Origin of the sequence: Micromonospora sp. ALFpr18c, assembly GCF_008868155.1 — a bacterium.
Lineage (GTDB): Bacteria > Actinomycetota > Actinomycetes > Mycobacteriales > Micromonosporaceae > Micromonospora.
Window position 1 is genome coordinate 1 of record NZ_WBKR01000261.1, and the last position, 7055, is coordinate 7055.

Consider the following 7055-nt stretch of genomic DNA (forward strand, 5'->3'; position numbering starts at 1 on the left):
AAGGCGCCGGCGTCCACGGCTGGAAGCAGGCCCTCAACGCCTTGGACATCTTCTTCCCAGGCCGCATCCCCATCGATGTCCGATAGTTAGACAGGATAGGGCGTTACACAGAAATTCGGACAGGCTCCCTGGGTCACCTGGGTGACGCCAACGACCACGACTCGTTGGGCCTGTTCCAGCAGCGCCCGAGCTCCGGTTGGGGCACGCCGGAGCAGATCACCGACCCGGCCTACTCGACGACGGCGTTCCTCAAGGGCCTCACGCAGGTCGACGGTTGGCAGGACATGGCGCTGACCGACGCCGCGCAGACCGTGCAGGTGTCGGCCTACCCGGACGCCTACGCCCAGTGGGAACAGCAGGCCACCGACCTGGTCGGCCAGCACTGGAACAGCTGACCCCAGAACAACACCGAAGGCCGGCACCCGCACAGGGTGCCGGCCTTCGTCGTACCCCTGGGGTCGTCAGCTCTTGTGGACGATGTCGATCAGCGCCGCGATCAGGGCGAGCGCGATGATGCCGGTGGCCAGCACGAGGGACGTCTCGAAGGCCCTGGTCCAGTCGCCGTGGCTGTCGGTCAGGGTGGAGAAGAACAGCGAGCCGACGGCGGCGATGCCCGCCGCGGCGCCGATCCGCTGACCGGTCTGGAGCATGCCCGCGCCGCTGCCCGCCTGTTGTACGGGGACCTGCGCGAGGGTGAGCGTCTGGTTGGGAGCGATCACCAGTCCGCTGCCGATACCGGCGATGAGCAGGGGACCGGCGGTGACCCAGGGTGCCGGCGCGTGCGGCGCCAGGCGGAGCGCGACCACCGTGGCGGCGAGGCCGATCACCACCGCGAGCAGTCCGATGCCGACCAGCGGCCGGCCGAAGCGGTTGACGATCCGGCCGCCCAGCGCGGACGCGGCGGCCGAGCCGAGCGCGAACGGGGTGATGGCCAGGCCGGCGACGAGCGCGCTGTAGCCGAGGCCGTTCTGCAGGTACAGGGTGAAGACGAAGAAGATCGCGGTGAAGCCGCCGAAGTAGATCAGCGCGATGAGCGACCCCAGGGTGTATGACTGGAAGCTGAACAACCTCAGGTCGAACAGGGGCTCGTGGTGGCGTGCGTACGACCGCTCCCAGAGCCCGAACGCGACGAGCACCGCCAGGCCGGCCGGGATGAGCGCCCACTTCCACGGGGTCCGCCACTGCTGCTCCTGCACCAGCGGCAGCAGGATGAGCACCACGCCCACGCCGAGCAGCAGCACGCCGACGGGGTCGAGCCGGCGCCGGCTCGGCTGCCCATCGGGGCGACCCGGCAGCAAGCGCCAGCCGAGGATCACCGCGAGGATGCCGACCGGCACGTTGACGAAGAAGACCCACCGCCAGCCGTGTTCCTCGCCGCCGATGGCGATGAGCAGTCCACCGAGCAGGGGACCGACGGCCGTGGAGATACCGATGGTGGCCCCGAGCAGACCGAACGGGCGGGCTCGTTCCGGCCCCCGGAACAGTTGCTGGATCAGCCCGATCACCTGCGGGTTGACGACGCCGGCCGCGGCGCCCTGCAAGAGCCGGGCGGCGACCAGCCACGTCGGGGAGGTGGCCAGGCCGGCGAGCGCGCTGGTCGCCGTGAACAGGGCGATGCCGAAGACGAACGCGTTGCGCCGGCCACGGGCGTCGCCGAAGCGGCCGGCGGGTACCAGCACCAGGCCGAAGGTGAGCGCGTACCCGGAGAGGACCCACTGCAGGTCGCTCGGCGACGCGTGCAGCGCCCGGTCGATGGACGGCACCGCGACGTTGACGATGCTCACGTCGAGCAGCGTCATGAACGCGGCGACCAGGCCGACGCCCACGGCCTGCCAGCGGCGGCGGTTCTCCGCCGCGTCGAGCGTCTGCGGCGTCTGCGCCGCGCTCATCCTGGCCCCCGCTGACCGGTGATCATCCATTTCTGGTCGCTACCCCGGTCGTCGGGGTGCGAACCGTCGCGGGTCACGCCATCTGACGGGCGCAGAACCGGGGACCGAAGTCGAGGCCGGCCATCGGCGAGTCCTCGCGGTGCAGCAGGCCCTTCTCGGTGAGCAGGTGCAGCGGCGCGCGCACCTGTTCCTCGCTCAGTCCGGCCTCCTCGCCGATCAGGTCCGGGTACGGCACCTGTCCGCGTTGCTCGAGGGTGGTGACCGCCTGGTACACCCGTTGCTCGACCTCCGACAGTTGCACCTGCTGCATGATCTCCTCCTTTGGTCGTCCGCTCGCGCGGACGTTTGCGCTGCGTCGGGTACCCGCTGGTGGAGCGAAAATGCCCACCCGATCGGGCGGTCGAGGTGGCGTGCCGTGCCCGGTCCGCGCCTCGCGCGGTGCCCTAGGCTGCAACCGTGATCATCTGGGATCTCATCGTCGTCGGCGCCGGCCCCGCTGGGCTCTCCGCGGCACACGCCGCCGCCCGCGCCGGCGTTCGCACCCTCGTTGTCGAACGGGCCGCGCATCCGCGGTACAAGACCTGCGGTGGTGGTCTCATCGGCACCTCGCTGGCCGCCGTGCGGGACCGGATCGAGGTGCCGGCGCACGACCGGGTGGACCGGGTGACGTTCACCCGGGATGGCCGCCGTGAGTTCACCCGCCGGCACGACAGCCCGGTGGTGACCATGGTGCGCCGCGAGGAGTTCGACGACCGGCTGCGCGCGGCGGCTGTCGCCGCCGGCGCGCACATGCGGGAGCGGGTCGCGGTCCGCGCGATCGAACAGGACCCTGAGCAGGTACGCGTGCGGCTGGCCGACGGTACGACGCTGACAGCCCGCGCGGTGATCGGCGCGGACGGGTCGTCCGGGGTGACCGCCCGGCACGTCGGAGTGCGGTACCGGCAGGTGGATCTGGGCCTGGAGGTGGAGGTGCCGGTGCCGCCCGCCGAGCAGGAGCGGTGGCGGGGCCGGCTGCTGCTGGACTGGGGTGCGATGCCGGGCTCCTACGGGTGGGTGTTCCCCAAGAACGATCGCCTCACGGTTGGTGTGATCGCCGCACGGGGTGCGGGGGAGGGGACGCGGGAGTACCTGCGGGAGTTCGTCGACCGGCTCGGGTTGACCGGGTTGCCGACCGAGCACGACTCCGGTCACCTGACCCGCTGCCGCGAGGAGGATTCGCCGTTGCGTGCCGGCCGGGTGCTGGTGGCCGGGGACGCGGCGGGGCTGCTGGAGCCGTGGAGCCGGGAGGGCATCAGCTTCGCGTTGCGGTCCGGCGAGCTGGCCGGTGCGGCGGTCGCCGCCGGTGACCTGCCCGGGTACGAGCGGGCGGTGGCCGAGCGGCTGACGCCGGAGATGCGGGCGGGGTTCCGGCTGCTCGACGTGTTCACCCGCCGCCCGGGGGTGTTCCACGCCCTGTTGGCGACGCCGCCGGGGTGGCGGATGTTCGTCCAGTTCTGCCAGGGCCACGCCAGCTTCGCCGAGATGCTGGAGCGCCGGCCGATCCGGGCGGCCCTCGCCCTGCTGGACCGACGGGCCCATTCCATTCACCCAGGATCCTAGGACGCCCTACGCGGTGTGCCCGCCCGCACCCGAACGTCGGGCGGGCGACGGCGACCCGGACGGACGCTGGCGCCCGGTGACCCGCTCGCCGGACAATGGCGGGGGAGCAGCGGGAGGTGCTGATGGCCGAGCAGTCGTTCACCGACGACGAGTACGCGTTTCTGCGCCACGTCCGGTTCGGGGAGTTGCCACCCGCCGTCCGCCCGGACGAGCGGGTCGCCCTCACCGAGACCGATCCCGGGCGTGACCAGCCGGGAAAGGCCGAGGACCCGGTCCGGTGGAATGTGCAGGGCTGAGAACGCGCGAACGGGCCGGGGGTGTCGCCACCCACGGCCCGTCCGGGATCCGCTTCGGTCAGAAAACCGGCGCGCCCTCGCGTACCAGCCGCCAGTTGGGCTGGAAGAAGTCGGCCGGGTCGACGGTCCCCTTGGCCTGCGCCCAGTCGATGAGCAGCTGGCGGATCTCCTGCTGCTCGTTGTAGATCGGCGTCTTCACGATGCCGGGGAAGTTGCCGCCGCCGCTGCGCCGGTAGTTGTTCACCGCGACCACGAACTGCGCGTTGTCCGCGACCGGGGTGTCGGTGCCGGGTAGCACCAACCGCGTGATCCGCTGGCCCACCGGCTTCGAGATGTCGATGTCGTAGTCCAGGCCGGAGATCACGTCGTAGTTGTAGTCCGGCACCGCCGGCGAGTCGCTGATCTGTTCCGGGTCGACCGGGGCACCGGGGGCGAAGGTCCGGAAGTACTTCGCCGAGTACTCCAGGTAGGCGCGCACCTCGGCGCCGCTGAGCACGACCGCCTCAAGCGTGTTGTCGTAGACGTACAGCCCTGCCACGTCGCGGATCTTCACGTCCCCGGCGGGGAAGACCGCGGTGCGGCTGAACGGGGACGCCTGCGACAGCACCGGCAGAGCGGCGTACTGCGTGCCGGCCAGCGCCTTGGTGACGGTCTCGGCCTGGACGTGGTTGATGAAGTCCAGGATCGGCGTGTCCTTGTATCGGGACTCGACGGTGGACATCTCCACGGTGGCCTGCGCGACCACCTGGTTGACGTACGCGATCGTCTTCTGGTGCTGAGCCCGTACGGCGGCGAGCACCTTCGGGTCCTCGACCACCGTGTTGGTGTTCAGCATGCTGGCGGCCTTCTTGGTGATCGTCCAGCGGCCGTGCTCGCGGGCGAGCGTGAAGTCCATCCGGGTGAGCCGCTGGCCCCACTTCGACGGCTCGGAGAGCAGCACCTGCGCGCCGGTCCGCTCGTTGGTGACGAACCGCTCGACCACCTCGTTGTGGGCGTGCCCGAAGAGGATCGCGTCGATCCCCGGCACCTGCTGGGCGATCAGCGCCACCGGGTTCTCGTTCGGCAGCTCCGGGCCGTAGCTGGAGGTGCCGCTGTCGCCGCCGTGCGCGGAGATCAGCACGACGTCAGCCCCACGGGCGCGCATGATCGGCACCCACTTCGCGGCGGTCGCGACCATGTCGTCGAAGCGCAGCCGGCCCTCGACGTTGCCCCTGTCCCAGATGGCCACGCCGGGGTTGGTGAGGCCGAGGATGCCGACCCGCAGGGTCGGCGCGGCGAAGCCGAGGGAGACCTTCTTGATGACGTACGGCAGGAAGGCCGGCTTGCCGGTCTTCGCGTTGATCGCGTTCGCGGCGAGGGCCGGGAAACCGAGCTGGCGGATCCACAGGTCCAGCAGCGGTAGGCCGTAGTTGAACTCGTGGTTGCCCAGCGTCACCGCGTCGTAGTCGATGACGTTCATGGCCCGGGCCATCGGGTGCTTCTCGCCGGTGGCCGTGATCGGCTCCTGCTTGGCGTAGAACGTGGCCAGGGGCGTGCCCTGGATGGTGTCGCCGGCATCGAGCACCAGCGTCGCCTTGCCGCGCCGCTCGGCGCGGATCTGGTTGATCAGAGTGGCCAGCTTCGCGACGCCGATGTCGTTGTGCTTGCTGTCGTCGTACTCGGCGTCGCGGTAGTAGTCCCAGTTGTAGACGTTGCCGTGCGTGTCCGACGTGCCCAGGAGGGTGAGGTCCCAGGTGCGCGGCCGGGCCGGGCGCGCCGCCTGCGCGGGGGCGGCGGCGATCAGCGGGGCGGTCGCCGCCGCGGCCGCGACGGCGAGCACCTGGCGGCGCGACGGGCCGGAGGGAGAGGTCATGACGTGCCTTTCCGTGGGGGTGAACGCGCCTCGTGAGCGCCTCGCGCACCATAACCAGCGGTTGTCACTCCCGCCACGCCAGCCCCGACCGTTGCAGCGGTTCGGCACCGACACCCCAAAAGATCGCCCCGGCCAGCCGGCGGAGTCAGCGTGGCCAGGTGGTGAAGCGCTGCCGCACCCGGGCGACGTCGTCGGCGCTCAGGCCGTACCGGCCGAAACGCTTGTCGGACAGGCGGTCCAGGTAACGGCCGGCGGCTCGCACGTCGTCCGGATCCAGCACGGGGTCGACCTGCCGGGCCAGCACCAGCAGCTCGGTCACGTCGTAGTGCTCCAGCGCCGCCGCCACGTCGATGAAGTCGCGGACCTCCCGCCGGTTGACCAACGCCGCGATCTTGTTGGCCACCAGGTCGCGGACGTCCATCACCGGCCCGAGGTCCATCACCACCGGGCTCTGCTGCCGGTCCAGCCGAGCCAGGCTCAGCCGGATCTGGCGCCCGTCCCGGCTCACCACGAAGTCCTTCATGTCCCGGTCGTACCCGTCGAACAGCTCGGCGAGGTCGCTGTCCGGGTCGGCGTCGGTCACGGTGAACCCGGCGCGCTCCAACGCGACCCGCACTCCGGCGGAGGCGGCCGCGGCGGCACCCTCCACGTCGGCGAAGAGGTCCACATCCTCCGTCGGGCGGGCGACGAGACCGTGTGCGGCCCAGGCCACCCCGCCACCCAACACGAACCGGTACGGGCCGGCGGCGGCCAGCGCCACCCGGGCCACCTCCCGGTAGAACTCGTGCAGGTGCGGCGCGATCACGCCGCCCGCAGGCCGCGGTGCCGGCTCTCCCACGCCAGGCGTACGCCTCGGGGCAGGTTCAACAACCGCCACACCCGCCGCAGCGTCCGCCCGTTGATGAGAACGCGCAGGTCCTCGGCGCGGGTGGTTTCCCGCAGCACGTTCTCGTACATCCACAGCAACTGGTCGGGGTCGCCGAGGTCGAAGGCGCGTTCGGTGTTCCACATCAACCGCACCGGCAGTTCCACCACCCCCCGGGTGGGGCCGGCCAGTTCGGCGAGCGTCCGCGCCACCACGGCGGGGCGACCCGGGCGGGCCAGGAAGGCCACGCCGGTCGCGGTGGGGGAGACGGCCTGCATGGTGTCAGGGTAACGCCCGGCGGACCCGGTGTCGCCGAGGACGTTCCGAGGGCGTCCCGCCCGGTGCCGGTGTCCGGTCGGGTGATCGACGCGATTTCCTGGAACCTGGGGTGTCACCCCGTCCCGGATACCCCGTTTTCGCCGAAGCCGAGTGGATCACCCGGTGATTGCCCGATGTGGGGTCGTGGCCGGTCGCGTCGGGGTGGGTGGTTTGTCCGGTGGTGGGGGTTGTGGGCTGTGACCGGCCGCACTCGGGCGGTGGAATGGTGGCTGGCT

Annotated in this window: 7 protein-coding genes and 1 pseudogene; 3 read left to right on the plus strand and 5 right to left on the minus strand. The window is 71.2% G+C overall.

The features are described from left to right. Positions 1-125: 125 nt before the first annotated feature. Positions 126-395: pseudogene (locus F8271_RS28740) on the plus strand (hypothetical protein); the annotation flags it as partial. Positions 396-461: 66 nt separating this feature from the next. Here F8271_RS28740 and F8271_RS28745 read toward each other — a convergent pair. Beyond that, the gene (locus tag F8271_RS28745; protein WP_151492974.1) at positions 462-1889 is read right to left on the minus strand and encodes an MFS transporter; all 1428 of its coding nucleotides are present in this window, start codon (positions 1887-1889) and stop codon (positions 462-464) included. Positions 1890-1962: 73 nt separating this feature from the next. Continuing rightward, complete coding sequence (locus F8271_RS28750; RefSeq protein ID WP_151492975.1) at positions 1963-2199, minus strand: hypothetical protein; 237 nt, start codon at positions 2197-2199, stop codon at positions 1963-1965. Between the two features lie 146 nt (positions 2200-2345). Here F8271_RS28750 and F8271_RS28755 point away from each other — a divergent pair, with 146 nt between their 5' ends. Beyond that, positions 2346-3488, plus strand: a complete 1143-nt coding sequence (locus tag F8271_RS28755; protein ID WP_151492976.1) for a geranylgeranyl reductase family protein — start codon at positions 2346-2348, stop codon at positions 3486-3488. A 95-nt stretch (positions 3489-3583) separates the two neighbouring features. After that, a complete protein-coding gene (locus tag F8271_RS28760; protein WP_151492977.1) occupies positions 3584-3784 on the plus strand; it encodes a hypothetical protein in 201 nt (66 codons plus the stop codon). A 58-nt stretch (positions 3785-3842) separates the two neighbouring features. Here the strand turns inward: F8271_RS28760 and F8271_RS28765 are convergent, their stop codons facing one another. From F8271_RS28765 to F8271_RS28775, 3 genes are all read right to left on the minus strand, one after another. Continuing rightward, positions 3843-5636, minus strand: a complete 1794-nt coding sequence (locus F8271_RS28765) for a bifunctional UDP-sugar hydrolase/5'-nucleotidase (RefSeq protein WP_151492978.1) — start codon at positions 5634-5636, stop codon at positions 3843-3845. A 145-nt stretch (positions 5637-5781) separates the two neighbouring features. After that, positions 5782-6441 (minus strand): nucleotidyl transferase AbiEii/AbiGii toxin family protein, encoded by a 660-nt coding sequence (locus F8271_RS28770; protein WP_151492979.1) that lies wholly within the window; start codon positions 6439-6441, stop codon positions 5782-5784. Continuing rightward, positions 6438-6779, minus strand: coding sequence for a hypothetical protein (locus tag F8271_RS28775; protein ID WP_151492980.1), 342 nt, complete (start codon positions 6777-6779; stop codon positions 6438-6440). The genes F8271_RS28770 and F8271_RS28775 overlap by 4 nt, the downstream gene beginning before the upstream one ends. Positions 6780-7055 lie beyond the last annotated feature (276 nt).

Bases quoted from the DNA above. Each gene is read 5' to 3' on its own strand.
- F8271_RS28760 (WP_151492977.1), top strand. From the start codon at position 3,584: ATGGCGGGGGAGCAGCGGGAGGTGCTGATGGCCGAGCAGTCGTTCACC.
- F8271_RS28750 (WP_151492975.1), bottom strand. From the start codon at position 2,199: ATGCAGCAGGTGCAACTGTCGGAGGTCGAGCAACGGGTGTACCAGGCG.
- F8271_RS28745 (WP_151492974.1), bottom strand. From the start codon at position 1,889: ATGAGCGCGGCGCAGACGCCGCAGACGCTCGACGCGGCGGAGAACCGC.
- F8271_RS28775 (WP_151492980.1), bottom strand. From the start codon at position 6,779: ATGCAGGCCGTCTCCCCCACCGCGACCGGCGTGGCCTTCCTGGCCCGC.
- F8271_RS28765 (WP_151492978.1), bottom strand. From the start codon at position 5,636: ATGACCTCTCCCTCCGGCCCGTCGCGCCGCCAGGTGCTCGCCGTCGCG.